This is a genomic window from Acinetobacter kookii (genome assembly GCF_900096895.1).
In the GTDB taxonomy this organism is placed as follows: domain Bacteria; phylum Pseudomonadota; class Gammaproteobacteria; order Pseudomonadales; family Moraxellaceae; genus Acinetobacter; species Acinetobacter kookii.
Map to the genome: position 1 here is coordinate 30641 of NZ_FMYO01000014.1, position 25771 is coordinate 56411.

Sequence of the window (25771 nt, forward strand, 5' to 3'; positions counted from 1 at the left end):
AATCCTCTCCTAACCTCTCCTTTAAGAAAGGAGAGGGACTCCGCGAAAAGATAGGGGTTCTCCCCCTTTGAAAAAGGGGGAGTCAGAGGGGGATTCTAGAGATTGAAATTACAGGTTTTTATAAATGAAAATTAGCGAAAATTGGTTGCGCACCTGGGTAAACCCGGCAGTTGATAGCGAAACTTTATCCGATCAACTCACCATGCTGGGCTTGGAAGTTGATGAGCTGGCGCCAGCTGCAAAACCATTTACCGGTGTGGTTGTCGGTGAAGTACTCACTGTAGAACAGCATCCAGATGCAGACCGTTTACGTGTCACTACCGTAAATATCGGTTCGGGTGAGCCTTTACAGATTGTTTGTGGTGCGCCAAACGTGCGTGCAGGCATGAAAGCCCCTCTAGCGATCATTGGTGCAGTATTGCCGGGCGATTTCAAAATCAAGAAAGGCAAACTGCGTGGTATCGAATCACAAGGCATGCTGTGTGGTGCTTCTGAAATTGACCTAGAAGATAAAATTGATGGTCTGTTAGAGCTTCCAGGCGACGCACCTGTTGGTGTCAACATCCGTGAATATCTGGATCTGGATGATCACGTGATTGACATCAGTATCACGCCAAACCGTGGTGACTGTTTCAGTATTCGTGGTATCGCGCGCGAGATTGGGGTAATTAACCAATTGCCTGTGACTGCACCTGAAATCACAGAAGTGGCTGCAAGCATTACTGACGAGAAAAAAGTCGTTGTGGAAACTGCAGGCTGCCCACGCTATTTAGGTCGTGTCATCAAAAACGTCAATACCAAAGCCCCTACACCGGAATGGATGGAGCGTGCGCTTGCCCGTTCAGGTATCCGTCAGCACAGCATTTTGGTGGATATTACCAACTATGTACTGATTGAACTGGGTCAGCCACTGCATGCTTTTGATGGCGGAAAAGTTCAAGGTTCAGTGCATGTACGTCAAGCCATTGCTGCCGAAAAACTGGTTCTACTCAATGAACAGGAAGTTGAGCTATCTGATGACGTGATGGTGATTGCAGATGATGAAAAGGCATTGGCGATTGCGGGCATCATGGGTGGCCTGTCTTCATCTGTGACTGATGAAACCACGGAAATCTTCCTGGAATCTGCTTTCTTCGCGCCTTTACATATTGCGGGCCGTGCGCGTAGCTTTGGTTTACATACCGATGCCTCTCAGCGCTATGAACGTGGTGTAGATTTTGAATTGCCGCTTATTGCCATGCACCGCGCATCACAGTTGATTGCTGAACTGGCGGGTGGTGAGTTTGGTCCAATTACCGTGGCAGAAAAAACCGAGCTTTTACCAAAACGTGAAGCGATTGAACTGAACCAGGCTCAGGTGGATCAGTTATTGGGTTATAAGGTTGAATCTGACTTTATTACCGATGCCTTAACGCGTTTAGGTTGTGATGTGACAGTTAAAGCTGAAGGTCAATGGAGCGTCGTTCCTCCATCACATCGCTATGACATGGCAATCTATCAAGACCTGATTGAAGAAGTTGCCCGTATTCACGGTTATGACAATATTAAAATCAGCCTGCCTGTGATTGACGTGAAACTTGCCAAACATCAAGATCAGTTTGAGGTGGCTCAACTTCGTCAAACCCTGGTGACTTTAGGATATCAGGAAGCGATCAGTTTCAGCTTCGCTGATGCCAAACTTGAAAAACAGCTGAATCCTGCGGTAAATCCGTTGATGTTGGCGAACCCAATCTCCAGTGAATTGGCAGCAATGCGTTCTACGCTGTTATCCAGCCTGATTCCATGTGTGCAATACAATATCAACCGTCAGCAAAACCGTGTGCGTTTCTTTGAGTTAGGACTACGTTTTGATTATCAAAATGCGCAAAGCATTCATGATCTAAAACAGATCCCGACTTTGGCTTTAATTGCAGTGGGTGCCAAAACAGCTGAATCTTGGCATGGCAAAGCTCAGCCAATGGATTTCTTTGACTTAAAAGGTGAAGTTGAGGAAATTTTGGCAGCAGGACGGGTTAAAGTTGAATATGTTCGTTCAGAGCGTAGCTGGTTACATCCTGGACAGTCGGCTGAAATTTTAGTAGATGGCCAGTCTGTGGGTTATCTCGGTCGTTTACATCCTTCTTTGGAAGATGAACTCGACTTGGGCATGACTTGGGTTGCCGAACTTGATCAAAAGGCTGTTTTGCAAACTTATGTATCTAATTTTACAGAATTATCACGTTTTCCATCGGTAAGGCGTGATATTGCGCTTTTAATTAATGATAAGATTAATGTTAGCGAAATTCAGGGACTTATCGAAAAAACAGGTGGGGAGCTGCTAGACTCGACATGGTTATTCGATGTGTATACTGGACAAGGAGTAGAAGAAGGGAAACGCTCACTGGCATTTGCCCTTCTGTGGCAGCATCCAAGCCGTACATTGGAAGATGCTGAAATTAAATCAGGTATGGATAATATCCTTCAAGTGTTGGAAAACACTTACCAAGCGACATTGAGGGCTTCATGACAGCACTAACAAAAGCAGAAATGGCTGATCATTTAAGTGAGCTCACGAGTTTAAACCGTCGTGAAGCTAAACAAATGGTCGAATTGTTCTTCGATGAGATTAGCCAGGCGCTAATCTCGGGTGAACAGGTTAAACTTTCGGGTTTCGGTAACTTTGAGTTGCGTGACAAGCGTGAACGTCCAGGCCGTAACCCGAAAACCGGCGAGGAAATTCCAATTTCAGCACGCCGTGTAGTCACATTCCGCGCAGGACAGAAATTCCGTCAGCGCGTAGGAAATGAGCAGATCGATTGATCTGCTTTTTTTTGTTTTAAGTTTTTTTAAAGGATTCTGGTTTTCTATCTAGGATAGGCAAGGAAGCGTATTGTTTGAAAATTGGATATTTTTATTCAATATGATTTGATTGACCTTTATTTCAGTCATAAAAAAAGAGAGCCATAGGCTCTCTTTTTTACTGAATAATCGTAAAGATTATTTAGCAGCAGAAGCAGCAGCTTCAGAAGCAGCTGGAGCAGCGTCAACAGCAGAAGCAGCAGCTTCAGTAGCAGAAGCAGCTTCAACAGTAGCAGCAGAAGCAGCAGCAGTAGCTTCAGATGCAGCTACAACAGCTTCAGATGCAGCAGCATCAGCAGCAGGAGCTTCTTCAGTTTTTTTAGCACAACCAACGAAAGCTAAAGTAGTAGCAACTGCAGCAGCAATAGCGATTTTTTTGAATAACATGGCATCACTCTCTAAAATATGAGATTAAAAAAAACCTATGTTAGCCTGTTGAGTGCTTTTATTCTTCCTAAAATTTGTTAGGCAGTAACAATGCAGAGGCAGTCTAACTGGTCTGCGAATATGCTATCACTGCGCATTTTGAATTACTACTAGGTGCTTATTAAAAAATGCAAAAAAAGATAAAAAATGAGCATTTTTTTAACAGAAAATAACAATCAATTGGAAGATTTATATTGGATAAATACTAAATAACTTGCTAAAAATTATGGTTTTATAAATCTAATATTTTTAAGAATAATTAACTTGTCTATTAACTTTACAAAGAAAAGGGTGGATTGTAGCTTTATGTAAATAAAGTCAACCAAATAAAAAGGCTATCCCGAGAGATAGCCTTTTTATGGAAAAACAATAATGACCCGTTTAGTTGGTCGCTTTACGCTTCATTTGATCGAAGAAATCATCATTGGTTTTGGTTTCTTTCATACGATCCAGCAAGAATTCCATGGCTGCCAATTCATCTTGAGTATGCAGCAATTTACGCAGAATCCAGACTTTACGAAGGTTATCTTCGCTCATCAAGCGTTCTTCACGGCGAGTACCGGATTTTTTGATGTTCATTGCAGGGAACACGCGTTTTTCGGCAATGCGGCGATCAAGCGTAATTTCCTGGTTACCGGTACCTTTGAACTCTTCGTAGATCACTTCATCCATCTTGCTGCCTGTTTCAATCAGGGCAGTAGAGATGATCGTCAATGAGCCACCTTCTTCAATGTTACGTGCAGCACCGAAGAAGCGTTTTGGACGTTCAAGCGCATGCGCATCCACACCACCAGTTAAAACCTTGCCTGATGAAGGAATTACAGTGTTATAGGCACGTGCCAGACGGGTAATCGAATCCAGCAGAATGACCACATCTTTCTTGTGTTCTACCAGACGTTTGGCTTTTTCAATCACCATTTCAGCCACTTGTACGTGACGGGCTGGAGACTCATCAAAGGTTGAGGCAATTACTTCACCACGAACCGTACGTTCCATTTCAGTCACTTCTTCAGGGCGTTCGTCAATTAGAAGGACGATGAGGAAACATTCAGGGTTGTTACGAACAATCGATTGCGCGATGTTTTGTAGCAACATGGTTTTACCCGCTTTTGGCGGTGCAACGATAATCGAGCGCTGACCTTTACCAATTGGTGCAACCAAGTCAACGACACGTGCAGTTAAGTCTTCAGTGGTACCGTTACCCAGTTCCATGACCAATTGTTCAGTCGGGAACAATGGGGTCAAGTTCTCGAACAGGATTTTGTTGCGCGAGTTTTCAGGTGTGTCGTAGTTGATTTGATTAACTTTTAAAAGCGCAAAATAGCGTTCGCCTTCTTTAGGTGGGCGAATTGTGCCAGTAATGGTATCACCGGTGCGTAAGTTGAAACGGCGAATTTGCGATGGGCTGACATAAATGTCATCCGGGCCTGCAAGATAAGAGCCCGCTGCTGAGCGGAGGAAACCAAAACCATCAGACAGAATTTCCAGAACACCATCACCAAAAATCTCTTCGCCATTCATTGCATGGCGTTTTAAGATGGCAAAAATGATGTCTTGCTTACGGTTACGGGCCATTCCTTCCAGGCCCATAAACTCGGCAATCTTGATGAGTTCGCCAATCGGTTTTTTCTTGAGTTCAGTTAAATTCATAGGGGGTCAGATAGAATTAAAATTCTGGGATAGAGATGAGAAAAGGGAGCAACATTCAGCCGCTTACACGCAATAAACGTAACGCAATTGTATTTGCACAATAACAATTCAGAGGTCTGATTCATTGTTTCGAAGAGAAAAGTGTAAAAACAATTTCTGTTGCCGAGCGGCGATCTTATGTGTTGTGTCTTGTAAGAAAATGACGGATCAGAAATCCTGTATTCCTTGAACAAGCAATATAAGAGCTAATCGTATTTTTGTCAATTTATAGACGAAAAAAATACGCTATCGGGCGATAGCGTATTGGATTCAATCAAGCTGTTTTAAATTAGATATTTTCTTCAATAAAAGCAGTCAATTTAGATTTTGGCGCAGCACCGACTTGTTGAGCGACAACTTCACCATTTTTAAACATCAATAGTGCAGGAATGTTTCGGATATTGTAGTTTACGGCAGTCGCTTCACAAGCAGTTACGTCAACTTTAACAACTTTTACTTTGCCTTCAAATTCTGTAGACAATACTTCAAGTACAGGTGCAATGGCTTTACAAGGTGCACACCAGCCTGCCCAGAAATCGACCAGTACAGGAATGTCAGATTGTAAAACGTCAGCTTCGAAGTTCGCATCAGTTGTATTTACGATATTGCCAGACATGGAATGCTCCAAATAAATTTTAAGTTAGTTCTATAACTATAAGTATTACATAGCCTCGTTTAACTATGTAGGGGGATATGTAAATTTTCAATCATTATATTGAGTTTGTCTAATTGATGCTCACGATATTGATTATCGTGTCCTACAATGGTTTACGGTATTAAAAAAATTAAAAACTGGTTCAGTTGAACTGATAAATGGCTTTTAAATTGCATGCATGTGAATTACTCTAAGCACAATTCTTATAGGTTTGTTTGAATAATGTCTGATTTTTTGATTGATGAAGAGTTACTTGCTGCCATCGATATGGGGTCGAACAGCTTTCACCTGGCAATTGCACGTGTAGATCATGGCGAAGTAAAAAAAGTGGCTTCGATGTCAGAAAAAGTACAATTGGCAGCTGGCTTAGATGAAAATAAAAATTTGACCGAAGCGGCTCAGCAACGTGGGTTGGCCTGTCTGGCACGTTTTGTCGGACGTTTAAGTTCAGTGCAGCCAAACCGTTTGCGTATTGTGGCAACCAATGCTTTACGTCAGGCTAAAAATGGTCATGAATTCATTCAGAAAGCTGCTGACATTTTACCTAAACCGATCGAAATTATTGCTGGTCGTGAAGAAGCCCGTCTGATTTATTTGGGGGTCTCCCATACCATGGCCAATAGCGGCCGCCGTCTGGTGATTGACATTGGCGGGGGGTCGACCGAGCTGATTATTGGTGAAGCATTCGAACCGATTCATACCGAATCTGTACAAATGGGCTGTGTTGCCTTTACGAAAGCCTATTTTATGGATGGCGAAATTAACCAGAAAGTTTTTGATAAGGCGGTGACCGCTGCACGTAAAGAAATTTCAGGGATTGCCAATACCTATAAAGCTGCAGGTTGGGATACGGTAGTGGGTTCAAGCGGAACGATTAAAGCCTGCCGTCAGATTACGGTGAATATGGGCTGGAGCAATGAAAAAGAAGAACTCACCCGTGAAGGCCTGGAAAAACTTAAAGACAAGTTGCTTAAATATAGGCACGTGGCTGAAATGGAATTTGATGGCCTGAAAGAAGACCGTCGAGCAGTTTTGCCAGCAGGGATTGCCATTTTATATGCCGTATTTGATGTGCTGGGTCTGGATAAACTGGTCTATTCAGATGGTGCTTTACGTGAAGGCGTGATGTATGACTTGCTGGGCCGTTTCCAGCATGAAGACGTTCGCGACCGTTCTGTACATGCCTTAATGGGACGCTATAACGCCGATAGCAAACAGGCTGAACGTGTAGTCAATACCGCACAGCAATTGTTTAATGGCGTTGCACAATCGCTAAATTTAACCAGTGATGACAGTGACTTACTGCGTCGTGCTGCATGTTTGCATGAAATTGGCCTGGCGATCAGTCACAGTGGTTACCATCGCCATGGGGCTTATTTATTGCAACATTCGGATATTCCCGGTTTCTCGCAAATTGATCAAAACCATTTGTCACATTTGGTCGCTCATCATCGTCGTAAACTTCGTGGCGATGCGCGCGTAGATGTTGCAAAGGTCGGTGGTAGCAAACTTGTGTACTTATGTCTATTGCTGCGTTTAGCAGTTTTGCTTAATCATAGTCGTAGCGATGAGATGCTTCCTGCCATTGAATTAAGTGTCATCAATGAGCAACAATGGCAACTCAGCGTTTCTGGCGATGCCAAACAATGGCCTTTGCTTGTAGCAGACTTGCATGATGAACAGGTGCAGTTTAAGCATTGGGATATTGAATTGAATATTCAGTCGGAACAATTTATCTATTAACAAGTGATTGGTTAACAAGGTATTGTTAATTTAGGGATAATGGTCGACCTATGAAAAATAAAGCTGCTCAATCTAAAGCATGGACAACGGTTCAAATTGCACGTCATCCGGAACGTCCGCAATTCCTGGATTATGTTGGTGAAATCTTCACTGAATTCGATGCTTTACATGGAGATCGGGTATTTGGTGACGATGGTGCGATGATCGGTGGCTTGGCACGTTTTAATGGTCAGCCAGTGATGATTGTTGGGCAACATCGTGGTCGCAGCACCCGTGAAAAATTGCAACACAACTTCGGCATGAGTAATCCCGAAGGTTACCGTAAAGCACAGCGTCTACTCGACATGGCTGAACGTTTCAACCTGCCGGTATTTACTTTTATCGATACCATGGGTGCCTATCCAGGGGTCGGTGCGGAAGAACGTGGTCAGGCGGAAGCGATTGCCACCAGCCTTGCACAGCTTTCTAGCCTGAAAGTTCCGGTGGTTGCCACCGTTTTAGGTGAAGGCGGTTCAGGCGGTGCACTCGGTATCGGTGTGGCGGATCGTGTAGTGATGCTTTCACACAGTATTTATTCCGTGATTTCTCCTGAAGGTTGTGCATCCATTTTATGGAAAACAGCAGAGAAAGCGGAACAAGCCAGCGAAGCTCTGGCATTAACTGCAGAGAAATTAAAACAACTCGGTATTGTTGAATACGTGGTTGATGAAGGTGAAGGTGCGCATTTGCAGCCTGAAAAAGTGATGCAAGATCTTAAAGATGTGTTACAACAGGCTTTAGAAGAATTGCAATCGATGGATGCGGATGAAAGATGCGAAGCACGTTACCAGCGTTTAATGAAGTTTGGCAGCGACAATTCCGGTCTGGCGTCTTAAAGCAAATCCAGTGCTTTCCTCCTGAAAGCACTTTCTTGATTGGATGTAGCGGCGGCATGGATTCCATGCTGCTTTTGCATCTGATGTCTTATTTAGTTCCTGAAAAAATCCGTACAATCTATGTCGATCACCAGTTGCAAAGTATCAGTGCAAATTGGGGACGATTTGTGTCTGATCAATGCGCAGCGCTGAATGTACCGTGTATTGTTGAAGCGGTTGAAGTGCAAGACGGCAACCTGGAACATCAGGCACGTAACGCACGTTATCAAGCGTATTCAAAACATCTAAAATCCAATGAAATTTTGGTTCTGGCACATCATCAGCAGGATCAGGCCGAAACCTTGATGTTGCGTCTGCTTTCCGGTGCCGGCGTGCATGGGCTCGCTGCGATGAAACAGGTCGATGTACGAGAGCAATTTACCATTTGGCGACCGCTGCTTGATATTTCACGTGAGCAGATTTGCCAATGGGCAACCCAGCTGGGTGTGCAAAATATTGAAGATCCCACCAATTTGGATACCCACTACGATCGGGCCTGGTGCCGTCATGAACTGTGGCCGCTGTTGCAAAAACGCTATCCGAAAATGCAGCAGGCACTCAGCCGCACCAGCTATCTGATGCAGGATGCGGAAGATATTTTGCTGGACGTTTTACAGCAGGATTTAAAGCATTGCGGATCGGCCACTGAACTGGATTTAAAAAAATTAGCTGAATTATCAAGTGCGAGACAAAGGCAACTGCTCTCTGCCTGGATGAAAGGGCAAGATACTTATCGCCCAAGTTTTGAGATGGTGCAACGCTTGTTGCATGAAGTCATTGAGTCTAAATCTGATGCACAGGCTGCATTGCACTGGAATCAATATTATTATGTGCGTTATCAGCAAAAACTTTTCCGCTTAAGTACCACAGAATATTTGGCTGAAAAAAATCAATCGATTGCTAATAAACAGACAATCTTGCTGCAGTTAGGACAAAAGGTTGAAACGCTTTCAGGTGATTATCTGGCTGAAACTGCAAAAGTAGGCCTGTCAACAGCATTGCTGGGTCAAAAACTGGATCTGGTCATGCGTCGGGGTGGAGAAAAAATTCATTTGTATGGACGAGTGGGGGCTTGGCCGTTAAAAAAAGCCATTCAGGAAGCACAAATTTTTCCCTGGCAGCGTTATAGAATTCAAATATTAAGCATAGATAATGTTATGCTTGGTGTTTTTACACCAAAAGGGTTTTGGTTAGCCCAATCTGAGTATTGTGAAATCGGTGGATGGCAACCAAATTTGATCTCTTAGTTAAAAATTCTAAGTCGAGTATAAATCCATGAGTGCAGCTTTAAATTGTAATATTAGTTTTATTGGTGGTGGCAATATGGCCCAGGCCTTGATTGGCGGGCTGATTTCACGTGGCTTGCCAGCAACACGTATTACAGTTTCTGATCCGGTCGAGAAAGTCCGTCTTTTATTAACAGAAAAAGATGTACATGTGACGGATGACAATATTGCTGCCATTCGTGATGCCGATATCGTCCTTTTTGCAGTGAAGCCGCAAGTCCTGGCCAGCGTATTAAAACCGCTCAAGGGCTTGCTGGAAGGCAAATTGGTGATGTCGATTGTGGCTGGGGCTGAAATCGCGACTATCGCTAACCTGCTAGATACCAACCGTATTGTTCGGGTCATGCCGAACACACCAGCTTTGGTACAAACAGGAGCGCACGGTTTGTATGCAACTGAAGCTGTAAATGCACAGGACCGTGAATTGGCCAGCCAGGTTTTGGCTGCAACCGGTTTAACCATTTGGGTCAATTCAGAAGCACAGATTGATGCTGTCACTGCAGTATCAGGTTCTGGTCCGGCTTATTTCTTCTATATGATGGAAAGCATGATTCGTGCAGGGAAAAACCTGGGTCTGGATGAAAAAGTGGCGACTGCATTGACGCTGCAAACAGCCTTGGGTGCCGCACAAATGGCGATTACCAGTTCAAATACACCGGCAGAACTTCGTAAAAATGTGACCTCTCCAAATGGTACGACCCAAGCTGCACTGGAAGTATTCGATCGTGCGCAAATCTCTCAAAATATTCAGGCCGCTTTGGCTGCAGCGCAAAAGCGCAGTCAAGAACTTGCTCAAGAGCTAAGTGAAAGTAGCAAATAACTCGTTTTTATTTAGGAAAGTTCCAGTATGGGTGCAAACTCTGCGCTGATTTTTGGCATTATCATTAACGTAGCGATTTTGCTCGTATTCTTCCGTTTTCTCATGCAGCTTGCAGCGGTGAACGCTTATAATCCCGTCGTCATGTCTACTGTGAAAGCGACGAAAATTGTCGATGTGTTTGGGCGTATTTTCCCCACCCTGGCAAAAGGTCGTGTCAATTCGGCAGCCTTGGCTTTGGTGGTGCTTTTATATTTACTCAAGATTTTTGGGGTGATGTATCTTTCAGGGGCCATGCCGAACAGTCCGGTACATCTGGTGATATTGACCTTTGTCACTATGATTCAGGACCTGATTCGTTTCTGTCGTTACCTGATTTTTGCAACGATCATTTTAAGCTGGGTGGTGATGTTTACTCAATCTCGCTCACCTTATATTGAAGTGATTCAAGAACTGGCAGAACCATTACTGGCTCCGTTCCGCCGTATTTTGCCGAATATGGGCATGATTGACCTGTCGCCAATTGTTGCATTCCTGGCGCTGTATATTGCCGAAATTATTATGAATGAAGTGGCAATTGCGCTTCTGACTGGACTTTAAGGTTTAAACAGTAAAATCCAGGCAATAAAAAAGGACTCGATCGAGTCCTTTTTTATTGGAAAAATTCCTCTTCCTGAGCAAACTTGAAAGCCCTGCTTTCAAGTAAAACGCAAGAGAGCTTAGAAGAGAGAGATGTCTGCTTTAAAAATGACCTCCATCCTCTTGCGGAATATATTCCTCACCTCCTAGAAGGAGGAAGGGGCTATCCCTATTTTTAAAGGAAGTCAGAGAGGGCTTTTAATGTGCCTCGTCCCAATTCATGCCTTTACCCACTTCGACAATAAGCGGTACGGAAAGCTGGATCACCGATTGCATCACTTCTGCCAATTTCGGTGCCAGTGCATCGGCAATATCGGCATCGACTTCAAATACCAATTCATCGTGTACCTGTAACAGCATTTTGGCTTGATCTTTCGGCAACATTTTATCCACTTCCACCATTGCCATTTTAATGATGTCAGCAGCGCTTCCTTGTAGAGGGGCATTGATGGCCGCACGTTCAGCTGCTTTACGCACCATCATGTTACGCGCATCAATATCCGGCGTATATAAACGGCGACCTGAAATGGTTTCTACAAAACCTTGTTCCAAAGCCACCTGACGCGTACGTTGCATATATTCATAAATGCCTGGATAACGATGGAAATATTGCTTGATATAGTTTTGCGATTCTTCACGGGTAAAGCCAAGCTGACGAATCAGACCAAATTCGGACATGCCATATAACAGACCAAAGTTAACGGCTTTGGCCTGGCGACGCTGGTCATTGGTGACATCTTCCAGCGCAATGCCCAGAACTTCGGCAGCAGTACGGCGGTGTACATCCTGACCATGCTTAAAGGCATCCACCAGGGCTTCGTCCTGGGAAAGATGCGCCATTAAACGCAGTTCAATCTGTGAATAATCGGCAGCCAGCAAAACCCGGCCTTCAGGGGCAATAAAGGCCTTACGGATTTGGCGGCCAATTTCTTCACGTACCGGAATGTTTTGCAGGTTCGGATCGGTAGAGGATAAACGACCTGTTGCCGTTAAAGCCTGATGATAACTGGTATGCACACGACCGCTGTCATTGTTGGCCTGTTTTTGCAAGCCATCGGTGTAGGTGCTTTTCAATTTGGACAGACCACGATACTGCAAAATCAAATCGGTAATCGGATGGTCGATTTTTTCCAGAATGCTTTCGCTGGTGCTGTATTGGCCGGTCGAGGTTTTCTTGCCGCCTTTGAGTCCGAGTTTATCAAACAGGATTTCACCGACCTGTTTCGGCGAGCTGACATTGAACGGCTGACCAGCCAGTTCGATAATCTGGTTTTCCAGATTCTGGATGGTATTGGAAAAATCCACGCTCAATTGGTCTAAAAACTTCAGGTCCAGTTCAATGCCATTCTCTTCCATGATGGTGAGCACACGCGCTACCGGCATTTCAATATTGTGCAAAATATTGTTCAGCTCAGGAATCGCCTGCAATTTTTTCGACAGGACTTCATACAGACGATAGGTTACATGTGCATCTTCCGCCGCATAATGTGCCGCGGTTTCAATCTCGATCTGGTTAAAGGTTTTCTGTTTGGCACCTTTACCGGCAATCTGTTCAAAAGTGGTGGTCAAATGGCTTAAATACACGCGCGCCACATCATCCATGCCATGACGGGTCGCCACAGAATTGAGGACGTAAGATGCCAGCATGGTATCAAAATACCAGCCTTGCAGTTCAATGCCGTGATTTTGCAAAATATGCGCATCATATTTTAAATGATGGCCAATTTTCTCAACTGCTGCATCTTCTAAAATCGGCTTGATTTGCGCCAGGAGAGTTTCCCGATTCAGCTGTTCAGGCGCACCTTCATAGTCATGAGTCAGCGGAATGTAATAGGCATCGTTGGCATCAAAAGCCAGTGAAAAGCCAACCATTTCTGCAATACGGTAATCCAGGCTGGTGGTTTCGGTATCGAAGGCAAAACGTTTGCTGCTGCTTAAACGCTGGAAAAGCGGGTCCCAGTCCGCTTGAGTTAAAATGGTGTGATAAGTGGATTTGCCCAGTTGATCATCTGCACTGGTCAGTTCAGCCTCATCTTCAGTGTTAATGACAGCTGGGGCATTGATCTCAGTTGCAATACTTTTGGCTGCCTGTTTATAAACTGAATTGTTGGGATTATTCGGATGATCAAGGGACTGTAACTGGTTACGGAACTCAAGTTCGGTATACAGTCGACGCAATTCTTCAACATTCGGATCACCGAGTTTCAGGTCTTCATAACAAAGACCCATATCCAGGTCGCAAACGATACTGGCCAACTGATGATCCAGGGTAATGCCTTCGACATTGTCTTTAATGCTTTGACCGACTTTGCCTTTAATTTTATCGACATTTTCCAGAATGCCACCAATCGAACCGTATTCGGTCAACAGTTTGGCCGCGGTTTTCGCGCCGACACCCGGTACGCCACGGATGCCATCTGACGTATCACCCATCAAGGTTAAGTAGTCGACAATCTGGTTGGGCCATACCCCGAATTTTTCAAAGACAGCATTCACATCCATCGGCTTGTCTTTAAAGCTGTCTTCCAAGGTCACTTTATCGGTGACCAGCTGTGCCATGTCTTTATCGCCGGTCGAGATCAGCACTTGATAACCTTTGGCTTCTGCGCGTTTGGCCAGGGTACCGATCACGTCATCTGCTTCAGCGCCAGGAAGGGTGTGTAAAGGAATGCCCAAAGCGCGAATCAGGTTGTGAAGATAGGGAATCTGCTGAGACAGTTCATCCGGCATGCTTGGGCGGTCACCCTTGTAAATGGGCGAAAGCTGATGACGGAATGTCGGCTCAGGCGTATCAAAAATCACCGCCATATGCGTCGGCTGGATACGGCGCATCAACTTTTGAATCGCAGAAATGGCACCACGAATTGCGTTGGTCTGTAAACCAGTCGAAGTGGTTAGTGGTGGCAGTGCATGGTATGCACGAAATAAAAAATATGAGCCATCGACCAAAACAAATGGTGGCATTGAAAGATTCCTAATTCAAATATCGGCCTTATTGTACGTGATTTTGCACATGAACATAGACACATCATTCAAGATGCGTGTTACCGAATATCTGATGAATGCTTAAAAATCAAAGTCACAGCTGTTGTATCATCGAATCAATCAGGATTGAGATAAAGAAAAAATGGGGAAAGGACAGAGCGAAATCCGGATGATTTGGCTGATGGTATTGATTATTGTCGGGGTGGGGGCCTGGTTTTTGGATGTACGCATCTTCACCTATTTGTGTGGCTTAGCCTTTGTCATGAGCGTGATGCAATATGTCGATGCGATCTATTCCCCGGCAGCACAAATTGCTGCAGAAACACATCTTTCAGTTCAGGAAAGCTCTAAAGTTCCTTTATATCTTTGTTCAATTATTGCCATTGTCGGCGGTATTCTTGATTGGGAATTTGCAATTGCTGTCGGGATCACAGGCTGGGTTTTTTTCTTTTTAAGATGGTTACGCCGTTTAGAAGGGGTATTGAACCAGATTCAAACGCGATTACAGCACCCTCAAACGCCGGTTTCTTCGGTTGTCGAAAATCCACAGTCTCAGCCTCATGAAACTCAGCCTGCATCATCATCGGAATTGATTGAACAGTTTAAGCAGTGGATTTTTCAAGGTAATCCGGTTCTAAAAGTGGCCATCTTGGTACTGGTCATTGGTATTATTCTGTTACTGCGTTTTGCCACCGAACATTGGCAACTCAGTCTGGCGGTGAAGCTGGCAATTGTTGCAGGCATCAGTGGGGCTGTAACCGCACTTGGTTACTGGATGCAGACTAAAAACCGCAGTTTCGCCCTGGCCTTGGAAGGTCTGGGTTTAGCAGCCTTATTTTTGACGCTTTTCTTTGCCTATTACAATGCGGTGATTCCGACGCTCGCCATCGCTGGATTATGTTTTGCCCTCATCATGGGCGTGACCCTGATTCTCAGCTTAAAACAGCAATCGATTGAACTGGTGCTGATGGCGATGATCATTGCCTATATTGCACCGTTTACCTTGCCGGTTCGCAATGCGACCGCGATTGAACTGATTGCTTATTATGTGGTGATCAATCTGGCTGTGGCGGTCTTAAGTACCTTACGCCCCTGGAAAATGCTGAACCAGATCGCGTTCTTGATGACGGTCATCGTTGGCGGTGGCTATGCCTTTTATCAGGGCAAAGAATTCGAGAAAAATACCCTAACCTTTTTGGTGGCAGTGCATACGGCAATCTTTGTCTGGCTGAGTTTTCGTTTTAGCCAGCTGATTGCCAAAGAAGATATTGCTCAGTTCAAGCTCAAACCGGTATTGGATATTGCCCTGATTTTTGGCGCACCTCTGGTCGGTTATATTTTTATTTATTTAATGCATTTTGAAGAAACGCGCTGGCAGGCTGGAGCGAGTCTAGCCTTTGCAGCCGTGTACGCAGGCCTGTATCAACTTTCAAAACGTCATCAGGCGGTGCTGTTGATTTCTCAAAGCTATTTCAGTTTAATGCTGATTTTTCTGGCATTAATTCCACCGATTCTGTTGCACAAACAATGGAGCGTAATCGGCTGGGCTGTGGAAGGGCTGATCATATTTATTTATGCCTTGTATCGCCAGTCGGATATCAGTCGCTATCTGGCTATGGGACTGATGATTGTTGCCGGCTTATCCAGTTTGTATTACCTGGTGGAATTGAATGAGTTTCCCAATGAAATGTATTGGGGCTTATGCCTGAGCTATTTTGCCGTGGTTGTGGTGGCAAATAGCCGAGAGTCCTTTAGGCAGCAACTGGGCAGCTCCACGATAGCCTTCCACTGTTTGCAGATGCTGTCAGCCACCACCATGTTGATTGTGCTGTTACTGGATGAAATTGAGCATTCCAGCCAGCTGGTGATGAGCCTGTTGATTGTGAGCGGATTCTATCTGCTGATCAATGAAGCCATGTTGCGGTGCAAAGCCACTTGGACCTGGCTATTTCCCAAATGGCTAGGTCTGATTCCAGTCTTTGTATTTGCCCTGATTATTGTGATTGATCAAAGTCAGCAGGGGATTATTGTTTGGCCAACGCTGTTTGACCGCCTGGGTTTTGCACTCTCCGGATTAATGCTGACGGCATTGTGGCTTCGTCCACTACTAGGTGTGCGGACTGAAAAAGAGTGGGTCAGTTTTGGTACCCTGACCAGTCTGGCCATGACCAGTTTAACCCTCCTTCCGGGTATGCCTTATATCAGTGTGGTGATCTTGCCCTTGCTTTTTTGTGCCTGGTGTTATTGGCAGCTGGATAATCCGGACTGGAAAATGTTCTGGCAAGCCCACATTAGTTTGGTGCTGATGGCGAGCTGGATTATCTGCTCGCAACTGTTTAGCCAGCAAGCCTTTCAGGGCTATATCCTGCCAATTATCAATCCTTTTGATCTGGTCAGTATTGCCGTGCTGGCAGGTTTTATCTGGATGTTGTCCTTGCAGGTTAAATCGGGACTGGATAAAGGCATTGTCGCGGTGCTGATGGTGCTGAGTTTGCTCTGGCTTAGCAGCTATATTGTGCTGCGAGCATTGCATGTTTATTTAAACACGCCGTTTAATGAAATGGCGGTGTGGGGAAATGCAACCGTTCAACTGAGTCTGACTTTGTTATGGGTCAGTTTGGCCTTTATAACCATGAGTCTGGCCAGCCGAAAACAGTTGCGTTCAGTCTGGATTTTGGGCGGTAGTATTCTGGTGATTGTAACCTTGAAACTGGTGCTGTTTGACCTGTCGCATATTGGCACCTTAACCCGGGTGATTTCATTCCTGGGTGCAGGCTTTGTGATGCTGATGATTGCGTATATTGCACCGATTCCTGAAGGGGAAAATACGAATCCCTCATCCCGACCTTCTCCCTGAGCCATATATGGCGCAAGAGAAGGAGAGGTAACTTCTTTTCTTTAGATGCAAATAAATAAAATCTCCCTAAATCCCTCTTTGAAAAAGAGGGACTTTCCTCCCTGAGCAAATTTAAAGCGCCGCTTTAAATGAAGTGTAAGAAAGGGAGGTTAGGAGGGATTTTATTATTTCAACCCCGCCTCACGCTTCACTTCTTTGGCATTGGCATACGGGTCAATATCTTCATCACTTAAAGGCTGGGCAGGTGCTGGCCGGTCGACAAAGCCCATTTTCGGTACCGGAATTTCAATTTGATTGGCCAGAAAACCGTTACGGATGCGTTCCTGCATTTCATCACGAACTTTCAGGAAGTTTTCACGGTTACACCAGATGGCAAATAACAGCTCAATCGAGGACTCACGGAAAGCGGTTACGGTTACTGCCGGTTTTGGATCCGCTAAAACCAGCGGGTATTTATTGGCAACATCCAGCAATACCTCACGGACTTTAATGATGTCTTCGTGGAAGTTAATCGCTAAAGTGATGGGAATTCGCCGAATGGGAAATTTGGACAGGTTGTAGACGGGGGCACGAATCAGCTGTTCGTTCGGTACGCGCACATAGACATTGTCCTGAGTCAGCAGTTTCACTGAAAGCAGGTCAATCGAAATCACTTCACCTTCAATAGTATGTCCGCGAATCAGGGTCATTTGTACCGTATCACCGATTTCAAAAGAACCTTCCCCGATCAGGAACAAACCGCTGATGAGGTTAGACGCAGACGTTTGCGAAGCAAAACCCAGCGCTACGGTTAAAATGCCCGCTGCACCTAAAAACACGCTTAGTTTAAAACCGGCTTCTTTCAGGCTGGCCATCACAAAAATCAGGAAGATGAAATAAAAAATCCCGCGTCGCCAAACCAGACTTTGGTGGGCATTAAAGCGTGAGCCAACAGTACGGATAAAGGTATTGGAGACAAAACGTGCAATTAAAAAACCAATAAAACACAGGACGATGGCAACGATAATCTCGGTCAGGCGTTCTGTGTTGATATTGGTAAAAATACTTTTGAAGCTGCTGGTAATTTCTTTAGGAATATTTGAATCGGCCATATTACCCCCTAGAAAAATGAATCAAACATATTAAACAAGGCACTTGCCGGTTCACGTGGCGGATGGACATAGATCACTTCACCCGCATGAGGAGGGGTACGGTTTTCAATACGGATGCGCGGCGGTCTATCCAAGCCTTCATGCAAAACTTTAATTTGTGACGTCCATAGGCGACCGGTACTTTCACTATAGAACAGGGGGAGTGCAGAAACCGGCACATTCATCCGGTCAAAGCGTAACTGTTGATGGCTGGTATTATGAAATTCAATCGGGGTCACCGCGCGAAAGGCACGTGGCTTGAGCTGATGCAGTTCAGTACGGCCATCCACTGCTGTGGCATAGCAAATTTCGCCATGACGATGATTGGGCCCAAACCAGGTGTCTTTGGGCAGAATCACCGGAATGTCAAATAGCGGATCTTTTTGCCCTTCGACAAAACCGGCAATCCATAAAGGTGTACTGATATACAGCGTACCGCGCTGGCCAGCCGGAATATAAATCGGATCGACCGGTTTAATCACCACCGAGCGATCAGCCAGACGCGGCATCAGCTGTAATTTATTTTGGGTAGACTTGAACATATAACGTTCAACTTTGAGTGGTTGCGGAAAAGCAAAATTCGGATCTTCAATCGCATTCCACTTCTGTTCATAGTCATACTGCACCTGTGGACGATGATATTCCAGGCGCCATTCCTGCAGACCACGGGTCAGACGAAATAACAGTGAACCAAACTGCCAGGCTTTAGGCTGGTTCAATTCGAAGCTTTGTTCGCCCCACCATTTGATTAAATTGGGCTGCTCTGCATCTACCAGTTCATCGTTTTTAGACAACGGCATATTTCCTTTATAGCTTAATCATGAAAAAACAGACTTCACGCTGTCTTATGCTTAGAGTACACTCAAATCAATTTATTCATCATTATAAACTTTGATGCAAGTACTTAAACAATTACAAATACCATATAGTTTTGCCAAACGACATGGCGTATTGCTGCGCTACGAGGGTAATCAGGCTTTTATTGTGCGTCGTGAAAATACGCCGCTGCTGGCAATACAGGAAGCACGTCGCTATTTGGGGCATCCTGCACAGCACCAGTTATGTTCTGAGCAGGAGTTTCACCAGTTGCTCAGTTCCAGTTTTGCGGGCGATACCGGTGAGTCGCAACAAGTGGCAGCCGGTCTGGAAGATCATCCGGATTTACTTAGCCTCGCAGATTCGGTGCCCGAAGCTGAAGATCTGATGGATCAGGAAGATGATGCTCCAATTGTCAGGCTGATCAATGCCTTACTGTCTGAAGCCATCCGCGTGGGTGCATCGGATATTCATATTGAATCCTTTGAGAAAAAACTGTCGGTGCGCTTGCGTGTCGATGGACAGCTGCGCGAAATCGTGCAGCCACGCCGTGAACTGGCCCCCCTGTTGGTCTCGCGAATCAAGGTTATGGCCAAACTGGATATTGCTGAAAAGCGTATTCCGCAAGACGGCCGTATTTCTTTAAGGTTGGCAGGACGTGAAGTGGATGTGCGTGTTTCGACCTTGCCGTCGTCGCATGGCGAGCGTGTGGTGATGCGTTTACTCGACAAGCAGGCTGGACGTCTGAATATGACCCATCTGGGTTTAATGCAGCCGGATTATGAACGTTTGACCCATCTGGTGCATCGTCCACATGGCATTATCTTGGTGACCGGGCCAACCGGTTCGGGTAAAACCACCACCTTATATGCAGCCTTATCTGACTTGAATGACGGCTCAAAAAATATCTTAACGGCTGAAGATCCGATTGAATATCAACTGGAAGGTATCGGACAAACGCAGGTCAACAGCAAAGTAGACATGACCTTTGCCCGCGCTTTAAAAGCCATGCTACGTCAGGACCCGGATGTGGTGATGGTCGGTGAGATTCGTGATCTGGAAACGGCTGAAATTGCCGTGCAGGCATCCTTAACCGGTCACTTGGTTTTATCTACATTACATACCAATACGGCAATTGGTGCGGTCACCCGTTTAAAAGATATGGGGATTGAACCGTTCTTGCTGGCCAGTTCTTTAATTGGCGTGATCGCTCAGCGTTTGGTGCGTACCTTATGCCCGCGCTGTGCAACTTGGCATGAGGCGGATGCTTTTGAAAGCGAAATTTTTAAGCATTTACAAACAGACAATGCATTAAAATTACCGCAACCGAAAGGTTGTGATCACTGCTCGCATACCGGTTTTATGGGGCGAACTGCCATTTATGAAATTGTCCCGGTAGATGAACCGATGCGCCGTCTGATTCATGGCAATGCTGCCGAATATGAACTGGAAGCCTATGCACGTAAACAGTCCGGCTCAATCCGCGATGATGGCTTACGCAAAGTGCTGGCAGGGAAAACCACTTTAGAAGAAGTGCTGCGTGTGACCAATGAAGCCGCGGAGTGATTAGAAGGACTCTTCCTCGGCTTTGCTTTTTCCTCATTATTTATAAGAAAATTTACAACTAAGTTAAGTATGAATAAGGCTCAGGAGTGAATTCATATTTTAAAATATGCAAAGTCAGGAGATTCCTTTGTGCTGAAATTTGGCGCCTATAAAGAATCCAAGTTCTAATGCTCTGTATTCGGTAATTTCATAACCAACATTTTGCTTCATTAACTCAAAAAATGCTTCAAAGGCTTTTTCATTTTTTAGCTTTTCGATAAGCTTTAAATACTCAATATAAACTTTGGGTTTTTCGAGTTTGTATTTATGTGGCTCTGAATTGTTTAGAAATCTAAAAACACGACTATCCCATATGGCATATTGCTCTGGGTTGATGAAATGCAATAGTTTTGATGTGCCGACCAAAGAATTATTAAAGGCTGTTTTTAAAGTGGTAAGTTGTTTCTCATCGATGAGCTCACCATTTTTTACATCATTCAATAGGGTGATGATTTCCTTTGAGTTTTGAAGATTTATTGTTTTGAGGGTCGTTGGCATCCAAGAATAAGTAAAGCTTATCCCGATAATCAAATTTTCCAGGTTTATAGATTTTAAATTTTTGAAGTAACTTAAAAAATAAGGATAAGAAAGGAAATAGCTTTCTTCAGTTGATTTAAAATTACGTGCAATATTGGTGAGCTGTATAAGAATGTCGTGATTTGATTTTCTAAGTGATTTCATTTTTAGATATGATTTAGACGTTGTTTGAGTCAATAAAAAGTTACATAGAGTGTACTAGAAGATCTCGGTCTTAAGGTCAATTTAGAATATTTTTAAAAATTAAACCTACTCAAAAGGGGGGCCTGCTTTTAAGTAGGTTTCGAAAATCAGACAATCACATTTCGGATTACATTAATATTGTTACGTGTTGCATTGGAATAAGGACAAACAATGTGCGCGGCATCCACCAGTTTTTGTGCTTCGGCCTGATCCATACCTTCTAAATGAATATTCAATGTCACTTCGATACCGAAACCTGTTGGAATAGGACCAATGCCGACTTCACCTTCAATATAGGCATCTTTGCTGATATTGAATTTATCCCGGTTGGCGACAAATTTCATGGCACCTAAAAAACACGCTGAATAACCTGCGGCAAAAAGTTGTTCGGGATTGGTGCCGCCCCCCATTCCACCCATTTCTTTAGGCACGGCTAACTGGACATCCAGAATTCCGTCCGATGAGGTTGCATGTCCGTCACGCCCACCTGTAGCTTTCGCTTTTGCTGTATAGACTGCTTTTTCTAAGGCCATTTTTTTATCCCTACATTTTTGTTGAAGCTGTTATGGTGTGGGATTTTGAATAAAGAATAAGCAGTGATTTTGTAATTTTATAGAAGTCCAGAGATGAAAATTCGATTTAAGGCAGGCAAATTAGAAGTTGATAATTTTACGATGCTGAATTAAAGGCATTGACTCACGGATTTGGGTTTGTTCAGCTAAATCAAACGGCACGGTAATTAAGCTTGCGCCTTCACTATGAACGATATCTAAAATTTGGCCGCGGCTATTGCTGGCAGCTGCATGTCCCCAAGTCTGACGTTTTTTACCGTGCCAGCCTTGTTGAGCCGCACCTAGAACCTGACATTGGCTATCCAGCGCGCGTGACTGAAGCAATAACTGCCAATGCATCTGGCCAGTCGTATAGGTAAATGCAGCAGGTGCAGTAAGTATATTTGCACCTTGATGGCGTAAAGTTAAAGCCAGTTCAGGAAAACGCAAGTCATAGCACACCATCAGACCAATATGGCCAAATGGGGTTTGGGCAACGACCACCTCGGTACCCGGCTCAAAGAATCGAGATTCCTGATATCCACCAACAGCATCACCCACTTGTACATCAAACAGGTGAATCTTGTCATAACGTGCTTCAGTCCCTTCAGGGCTGATGCATAAACTGACGGTGCGTACACGGCCATCAGTAATGATGGAACCATCCGGGCGGAACGGGCAGGGAAGTGTCCCTGCCACAATCCAGATTTCATATTGATGTGCCAGTTTTTCCAGACGCTGCTGTAGGTTTTCGAACTGCGCTGCAGTCTCGCGTTGTTTTCCTGCGGCAAAACAAACAAAGTTTTCCGGGAAAACAATCAGCTCGGCTCCATCTGCTTTACTTTGTTGTATCAATGACTCGATCACGATGAAATTCGCTTCAATATCATCCTGGGAATTCATTTGTACAACAGAGAGTAAAGTCATGGCGTGAGCTCTAAATCATCATTTTTATACGTTTTGTTGAGAGACCTGTTCTAGGCTCTCTTGTTCTTTTTGTAATTGTTTCACCAAAGGCTCAAACATGTTCTGGTTACTTTCATTTAACTTCATCAATGTTTTATGCGCATCTAGAACAGTGGTTAACATGGCATTATGGGTAATGTGCTCTTCAATTAACTCGCGGGTACAAACTTTCGGGTCACCGCAGTAATTTAAAATCACAAAAACCTGTCCCAGACCCATGCTATTGGCCAAGGTGGTAATATCAGGATTGGTAGATAACATGACGGCCTGAATTTGATGGATTTGCTTCAGCTTTAAACCCAGCTTGGCAAGCACACCCAAAACCGTACTGTCAATAAATGTAGTTTGGGTTAAATCTACGATTGCCCCAACGACATTTGATTGCTGTTCAAGTTTACTAAGAAGTTTGTCTAGACTGATACAAGATTGAGCACGCACTTCGCCAATAAGCTTAAAAATATGCGTTCCATTCAAGCTTGCATATTCAACATGACCTGTTGACATATAAATGCCATTTGCAGAGAAGGATATTAAAATTATCACATAGGGCCACTATAGACTCAAGTAGCCAACAGTCGTATATTGCTTAGTTGAAAGTTAACGTATTGATTATGTGATTAATTCATTCGGCGTAAACTTAAGATGGCAATATCGTCTGCCACATGTTCCGGGGCCTGGAATGATTGATTTTGCAAATGAAAGACTAATTTTTCAAATTGTTCATTGAGTCCGCCATCAAATGGTTCAAGTGCGCCATCTGAACAAATAATAAACCGGGCATGACGATTCAGTACGCATTCAAACTCTTCAACTTCCAGGTCTTCAGTGAGTCCCAAAGGGAAACTGCTGGTATTTAAAATTTTAGGCGGCTGATTGGGTTCAAAGATAATGGCGGGAGGATAATGCCCGGCACTTGACCAACGCAGTTGATGCGTTTCCAGGTTTAAAATTCCGGCAATCATGGTGATGTGTTTTTCAATATTTTCTTGCACCAGCATGCCATTGAGTTTTTTGACCAATTCACGTGGTGTTTTAGAGCGCCCGTGAAAAGCCGCCATCCAGGAGGTGAGTAGACTGCTGGTCACGCCATGTCCGGAAACATCCGCCAGATAGAACATGATCTCTTTATCGCTGATTTTCCAGTAATCATACCAGTCACCAGACAGATAGGCAGAAGGTTGAAACAGGGTTTCAACTTTATAGTTCATCAATTCTATAGGGTTGGGAAGTAAGCGTTTTTGTAATTCTGCGGCTGAAGGGAGGTCGCGACTATCCTGATTGCGCTTGTACTGAGCATCAATTTTCAGTAAGGAATCTTCCGGATCACGTGGCAGCTTGTTCCAGATCCAGCCGGCTAAAGCTCCAAGCTCCCAGGCTTGGGCTAAAGCTGTGCCTTCATTTTCAAAAGCCAGCACAATCGTGGGAAGTGACCACTGATGGATAAGATAGTCCTGTACATCAGCAATTGCCAGGATGGTTGGGTCATACAAATCAATATCGTCTATGTGAATCATTTGCACACCGGAAAGTGCGCTGAGTACCTGATCTAAATAAGGAATATTGCGAGTCGGTTGAATGAAATACATAAAGAAATTGTATGATCCTTAAATTGATAACATCGAGAGCTGTACTATAACAATCTAATGATCAGCAAAGGAAGATGCTGTGCTGATCATATTACTATTAAATAAATGCGACTTGTGTGGTGTTTGCATAATCTTCAGAGGTTGCATCACTGGATTGATCAGGATTGTCCTGTTGATCCTGATCCTGATCCTGATCCTGATCCTGAGAGCTGTCTTGGTCATCTTCAATGAACAGGGTTTCAGGTTCCAGTCCTTTTTTTTCGGCAATTGAAAAGTTTTTACGCTGTAAATAAATATCGCGAATTGCAGAATATTTATCACCTTGTAACACATCTTCAATATCTAAAAGTTGCGAACGCGCATCAATACCGCGTAGCACTTGCTCACTCCAGTACAGTCCTTCACGATCTTCTAAAAGATACTTTTGGGGACGGGCCTGGCCATCGACAACCAGCCCCACAGTATCACGGAATGTACTTGGGCCAAACACAGGCAACACCAGATAAGGACCGGAAGGAATACCGTAATAACCCAGTGTCGTGCCAAAGTTTTCTTCTTCGGCAGATAAACCGATACGACGAGCAGGATCAGCAAAGCCTAAGGTGGTGAGGGTATTAATGGTAAAGCGTCCTAAAGATTCTGCCGCACGAAGCGGACGGCCTTGAATCAGCTGGTTTACCACATTCCATGGTTCGCCTAAATTTTTACGAAACTGGCGATAAGAGCCACGCACTTCAGTTGGTACTTTTTCCTTATATTGAATGGCGAGAGGGCGGGCAACATTGCGATCCAATACTTCATTAAAAGCAAAGATCTGTCTGTTTAAAGGTTGTAAAGGATCCTTCTGGTTTTCAGGTTGAGTTGCATTGGCGTCTACTCTTAAGTCTTTAGCTTTAATATTTTTTAACTCTTTGAGTGCATCAAGACGGGAGGTTTGAGCTGTCTGAGTTTGTGATGTAGAAGAGTCTAGATCCGATGTAGTTTGAGATTCAGCAGACGGAACTAAATCTTGTGCAAATACAGGAGAAATTAACCCTAAAGATAAAAAGCTAGCCCAAATATAATGAAAGTGACGCATAAAAAATCCTAGAGCTCTATGAAGCCGGTACTTAAAGCTAAAAATACGTAATAAAATATATTAACAGGTCTCTGCATAGGCTTATTAAAACAAATTTGATCAAAATATGTAGGAAAAAAAAGATAAAATGATTAAAAAATATCCTGATGATGTGAAAAGTTAAAAAAGGGTGTTGCATTGGGTTGGAAATACTGTAGAATGCACATCCATCGGCGGTGATGAAGATTAAAACTTCTGATAAAACAGTAACTTAGTTAAAATTGATTGAGTTGGGTTTTTAGGAAGAAAGTTTAAAAATATTTTTCATTACTGGTTGACTTTCTGAAAAGAAAGCGTAATATAGCCGACCTAGCTTGCTGGTGACGAACCAGGAAGAAGATCATTAAGAGATTATGAAGAACAACTTGTGTGGATTTTTACTGGTTGATCGATCGAAATTATTTTCATTGATTGATGGTAGAAATTACTCG

The 25771-nt window shown here is 44.1% G+C and carries 21 protein-coding genes; 9 read left to right on the forward strand and 12 right to left on the reverse strand.

Annotation, left to right across the window (positions count from 1 at the left end; translation table 11 throughout):
• Window positions 1-124 precede the first annotated feature (124 nt).
• Window positions 125-2506 carry a phenylalanine--tRNA ligase subunit beta gene (pheT, locus tag BLP85_RS13985; protein ID WP_092820875.1) on the forward strand — a complete coding sequence of 794 codons (2382 nt, stop codon included), beginning with the start codon at window positions 125-127 and terminating at the stop codon, window positions 2504-2506.
• Window positions 2503-2799, forward strand: coding sequence for an integration host factor subunit alpha (locus BLP85_RS13990; RefSeq protein WP_086197465.1), 297 nt, complete (start codon window positions 2503-2505; stop codon window positions 2797-2799). The genes pheT and BLP85_RS13990 overlap by 4 nt, the downstream gene beginning before the upstream one ends.
• 177 nt (window positions 2800-2976) lie before the next feature.
• Here the strand turns inward: BLP85_RS13990 and BLP85_RS13995 are convergent, their stop codons facing one another.
• From BLP85_RS13995 to trxA, 3 genes are all read right to left on the reverse strand, one after another.
• A complete protein-coding gene (locus tag BLP85_RS13995; protein ID WP_092820877.1) occupies window positions 2977-3225 on the reverse strand; it encodes a hypothetical protein in 249 nt (82 codons plus the stop codon).
• Between the two features lie 420 nt (window positions 3226-3645).
• Window positions 3646-4914 carry a transcription termination factor Rho gene (gene rho, locus BLP85_RS14000; RefSeq protein ID WP_005007569.1) on the reverse strand — a complete coding sequence of 423 codons (1269 nt, stop codon included), beginning with the start codon at window positions 4912-4914 and terminating at the stop codon, window positions 3646-3648.
• 328 nt (window positions 4915-5242) lie between these two features.
• Complete coding sequence (trxA, locus tag BLP85_RS14005; protein ID WP_092820879.1) at window positions 5243-5569, reverse strand: thioredoxin; 327 nt, start codon at window positions 5567-5569, stop codon at window positions 5243-5245.
• Between the two features lie 261 nt (window positions 5570-5830).
• Between trxA and ppx the strand changes: the two genes are divergently transcribed.
• The 5 genes from ppx to BLP85_RS14030 are packed head-to-tail and all read left to right on the forward strand — an operon-like array spanning window position 5831 to window position 10968.
• The gene (ppx, locus tag BLP85_RS14010) at window positions 5831-7351 is read left to right on the forward strand and encodes an exopolyphosphatase (protein WP_092820881.1); all 1521 of its coding nucleotides are present in this window, start codon (window positions 5831-5833) and stop codon (window positions 7349-7351) included.
• A 50-nt stretch (window positions 7352-7401) separates the two neighbouring features.
• On the forward strand, window positions 7402-8226 hold the full coding sequence (locus BLP85_RS14015) for an acetyl-CoA carboxylase carboxyltransferase subunit alpha (protein ID WP_092820883.1): 825 nt from the start codon (window positions 7402-7404) through the stop codon (window positions 8224-8226).
• Complete coding sequence (gene tilS / locus BLP85_RS14020; protein WP_092820885.1) at window positions 8163-9512, forward strand: tRNA lysidine(34) synthetase TilS; 1350 nt, start codon at window positions 8163-8165, stop codon at window positions 9510-9512. The genes BLP85_RS14015 and tilS overlap by 64 nt, the downstream gene beginning before the upstream one ends.
• Window positions 9513-9540: 28 nt before the next feature.
• A complete protein-coding gene (proC, locus tag BLP85_RS14025) occupies window positions 9541-10371 on the forward strand; it encodes a pyrroline-5-carboxylate reductase (RefSeq protein ID WP_092820887.1) in 831 nt (276 codons plus the stop codon).
• A 27-nt stretch (window positions 10372-10398) separates the two neighbouring features.
• Entirely contained in the window at window positions 10399-10968 is a 570-nt protein-coding gene (locus BLP85_RS14030) for a YggT family protein (RefSeq protein ID WP_092820889.1), read from the forward strand.
• Between the two features lie 237 nt (window positions 10969-11205).
• Here BLP85_RS14030 and polA read toward each other — a convergent pair whose 3' ends face one another.
• Window positions 11206-13971, reverse strand: a complete 2766-nt coding sequence (gene polA / locus BLP85_RS14035) for a DNA polymerase I (protein ID WP_092820891.1) — start codon at window positions 13969-13971, stop codon at window positions 11206-11208.
• Between the two features lie 163 nt (window positions 13972-14134).
• On the opposite strand from polA, the gene BLP85_RS14040 reads away from it, so the two are divergent.
• A complete protein-coding gene (locus BLP85_RS14040; protein WP_092820893.1) occupies window positions 14135-16849 on the forward strand; it encodes a DUF2339 domain-containing protein in 2715 nt (904 codons plus the stop codon).
• 164 nt (window positions 16850-17013) lie between these two features.
• Here the strand turns inward: BLP85_RS14040 and BLP85_RS14045 are convergent, their stop codons facing one another.
• Both BLP85_RS14045 and BLP85_RS14050 read right to left on the reverse strand, forming a co-directional pair.
• Window positions 17014-17940: a mechanosensitive ion channel family protein gene (locus BLP85_RS14045; RefSeq protein WP_092820895.1), complete on the reverse strand. Its 927-nt coding sequence runs from the start codon at window positions 17938-17940 to the stop codon at window positions 17014-17016.
• Window positions 17941-17948: 8 nt separating this feature from the next.
• Window positions 17949-18779, reverse strand: coding sequence for a hypothetical protein (locus BLP85_RS14050; protein ID WP_092820897.1), 831 nt, complete (start codon window positions 18777-18779; stop codon window positions 17949-17951).
• A gap of 94 nt (window positions 18780-18873) precedes the next feature.
• Here BLP85_RS14050 and gspE point away from each other — a divergent pair, with 94 nt between their 5' ends.
• The gene (gspE, locus tag BLP85_RS14055) at window positions 18874-20361 is read left to right on the forward strand and encodes a type II secretion system ATPase GspE (protein ID WP_092820899.1); all 1488 of its coding nucleotides are present in this window, start codon (window positions 18874-18876) and stop codon (window positions 20359-20361) included.
• Window positions 20362-20475: 114 nt separating this feature from the next.
• Here the strand turns inward: gspE and BLP85_RS14060 are convergent, their stop codons facing one another.
• The 6 genes from BLP85_RS14060 to BLP85_RS14085 form a co-directional block, all read right to left on the reverse strand.
• Window positions 20476-21114, reverse strand: a complete 639-nt coding sequence (locus tag BLP85_RS14060; RefSeq protein WP_228143306.1) for a hypothetical protein — start codon at window positions 21112-21114, stop codon at window positions 20476-20478.
• Between the two features lie 113 nt (window positions 21115-21227).
• Complete coding sequence (locus BLP85_RS14065) at window positions 21228-21653, reverse strand: organic hydroperoxide resistance protein (RefSeq protein ID WP_092820903.1); 426 nt, start codon at window positions 21651-21653, stop codon at window positions 21228-21230.
• Between the two features lie 120 nt (window positions 21654-21773).
• The gene (locus BLP85_RS14070; protein WP_092820906.1) at window positions 21774-22598 is read right to left on the reverse strand and encodes a carbon-nitrogen hydrolase family protein; all 825 of its coding nucleotides are present in this window, start codon (window positions 22596-22598) and stop codon (window positions 21774-21776) included.
• Window positions 22599-22622: 24 nt separating this feature from the next.
• Window positions 22623-23141 carry an anti-anti-sigma factor GigB gene (gene gigB / locus BLP85_RS14075; protein ID WP_092820908.1) on the reverse strand — a complete coding sequence of 173 codons (519 nt, stop codon included), beginning with the start codon at window positions 23139-23141 and terminating at the stop codon, window positions 22623-22625.
• Between the two features lie 113 nt (window positions 23142-23254).
• The gene (gene gigA / locus BLP85_RS14080; protein WP_092820910.1) at window positions 23255-24223 is read right to left on the reverse strand and encodes an RsbU family protein phosphatase GigA; all 969 of its coding nucleotides are present in this window, start codon (window positions 24221-24223) and stop codon (window positions 23255-23257) included.
• A gap of 97 nt (window positions 24224-24320) precedes the next feature.
• A complete protein-coding gene (locus tag BLP85_RS14085) occupies window positions 24321-25301 on the reverse strand; it encodes an MlaA family lipoprotein (RefSeq protein WP_092820912.1) in 981 nt (326 codons plus the stop codon).
• Window positions 25302-25771 lie beyond the last annotated feature (470 nt).

Bases quoted from the DNA above. Each gene is read 5' to 3' on its own strand.
- BLP85_RS14045 (WP_092820895.1), bottom strand. From the start codon at position 17,940: ATGGCCGATTCAAATATTCCTAAAGAAATTACCAGCAGCTTCAAAAGT.
- BLP85_RS14070 (WP_092820906.1), bottom strand. From the start codon at position 22,598: ATGACTTTACTCTCTGTTGTACAAATGAATTCCCAGGATGATATTGAA.
- ppx (WP_092820881.1), top strand. From the start codon at position 5,831: ATGTCTGATTTTTTGATTGATGAAGAGTTACTTGCTGCCATCGATATG.
- rho (WP_005007569.1), bottom strand. From the start codon at position 4,914: ATGAATTTAACTGAACTCAAGAAAAAACCGATTGGCGAACTCATCAAG.
- gspE (WP_092820899.1), top strand. From the start codon at position 18,874: ATGCAAGTACTTAAACAATTACAAATACCATATAGTTTTGCCAAACGA.
- BLP85_RS14065 (WP_092820903.1), bottom strand. From the start codon at position 21,653: ATGGCCTTAGAAAAAGCAGTCTATACAGCAAAAGCGAAAGCTACAGGT.
- proC (WP_092820887.1), top strand. From the start codon at position 9,541: ATGAGTGCAGCTTTAAATTGTAATATTAGTTTTATTGGTGGTGGCAAT.
- BLP85_RS13995 (WP_092820877.1), bottom strand. From the start codon at position 3,225: ATGTTATTCAAAAAAATCGCTATTGCTGCTGCAGTTGCTACTACTTTA.
- polA (WP_092820891.1), bottom strand. From the start codon at position 13,971: ATGCCACCATTTGTTTTGGTCGATGGCTCATATTTTTTATTTCGTGCA.
- BLP85_RS14050 (WP_092820897.1), bottom strand. From the start codon at position 18,779: ATGCCGTTGTCTAAAAACGATGAACTGGTAGATGCAGAGCAGCCCAAT.
- gigB (WP_092820908.1), bottom strand. From the start codon at position 23,141: ATGTCAACAGGTCATGTTGAATATGCAAGCTTGAATGGAACGCATATT.
- BLP85_RS14030 (WP_092820889.1), top strand. From the start codon at position 10,399: ATGGGTGCAAACTCTGCGCTGATTTTTGGCATTATCATTAACGTAGCG.
- pheT (WP_092820875.1), top strand. From the start codon at position 125: ATGAAAATTAGCGAAAATTGGTTGCGCACCTGGGTAAACCCGGCAGTT.
- BLP85_RS14085 (WP_092820912.1), bottom strand. From the start codon at position 25,301: ATGCGTCACTTTCATTATATTTGGGCTAGCTTTTTATCTTTAGGGTTA.
- BLP85_RS13990 (WP_086197465.1), top strand. From the start codon at position 2,503: ATGACAGCACTAACAAAAGCAGAAATGGCTGATCATTTAAGTGAGCTC.
- BLP85_RS14040 (WP_092820893.1), top strand. From the start codon at position 14,135: ATGGGGAAAGGACAGAGCGAAATCCGGATGATTTGGCTGATGGTATTG.
- trxA (WP_092820879.1), bottom strand. From the start codon at position 5,569: ATGTCTGGCAATATCGTAAATACAACTGATGCGAACTTCGAAGCTGAC.
- gigA (WP_092820910.1), bottom strand. From the start codon at position 24,223: ATGTATTTCATTCAACCGACTCGCAATATTCCTTATTTAGATCAGGTA.
- BLP85_RS14015 (WP_092820883.1), top strand. From the start codon at position 7,402: ATGAAAAATAAAGCTGCTCAATCTAAAGCATGGACAACGGTTCAAATT.
- tilS (WP_092820885.1), top strand. From the start codon at position 8,163: ATGCGAAGCACGTTACCAGCGTTTAATGAAGTTTGGCAGCGACAATTC.